Annotated in this window: 1 protein-coding gene and 1 pseudogene; both read left to right on the top strand. The window is 72.1% G+C overall.

Going from position 1 to position 548, the window contains the following annotated elements:
• Positions 1–184: pseudogene (locus tag MJ797_RS26880) on the top strand (hypothetical protein); the annotation flags it as partial.
• 53 nt (positions 185–237) lie between these two features.
• Entirely contained in the window at positions 238–537 is a 300-nt protein-coding gene (locus MJ797_RS26875) for a hypothetical protein (RefSeq protein ID WP_239342563.1), read from the top strand.
• The last annotated feature ends 11 nt before the right edge of the window (positions 538–548 follow it).

Raw genomic sequence — 548 nt, 5'->3', positions numbered from 1 at the left:
GGGCCTGGAATGGACCGTCGTCCCAACGGGGCCACAGGACCGTTGCCCGCAGTACGCCGGCCTCGCGGTGACGCCACCGGACGAGACACGCAGCCTGTGGCTGACCAGGCCGCTCAGCTTCTGCGGCGAGTTCCGGATCCATCCGCTGGTCTCCAGCACCGACGCTGGCGGCATCGCCCAGTAGCGGCGCCGCGGCCGCGGCGAAAAGTGTCGGCGGCCTGTGATTGCCTATCGGCCATGGACGTCGCGACCACCCTGCTTCTCCTTCTCGGCCTGCTGCCGGGCGGCGCGGGCGGTTTCGCGGCGGGCCGCCGCGCTGGCGACATCCGCCTCGCGGCCCTGGCCTCCGAGCGTGACGCCGCCACCCGCGAGCGTGAACTGCTACGCCAGTCGGAACAGGCCGCGCGGGAGCGGGCAGCGCTGGCCGAGGCTGATGTCGCGGGCATGCGGACGGCGCTGGACTACGAACGGCGATCCGCGACCGAACGCCTGAACCTCGTCGAGCAGAGCCAGCAACGCCTGTGCGATTCGCGCTAGTGCAGCGCCTC

Origin of the sequence: Protofrankia sp. CiP3, from assembly GCF_917627345.1 — a bacterium.
Classification (GTDB): Bacteria; Actinomycetota; Actinomycetes; order Frankiales; family Frankiaceae; genus Protofrankia.
This window is presented reverse-complemented; position numbering and strand designations above follow the sequence as displayed.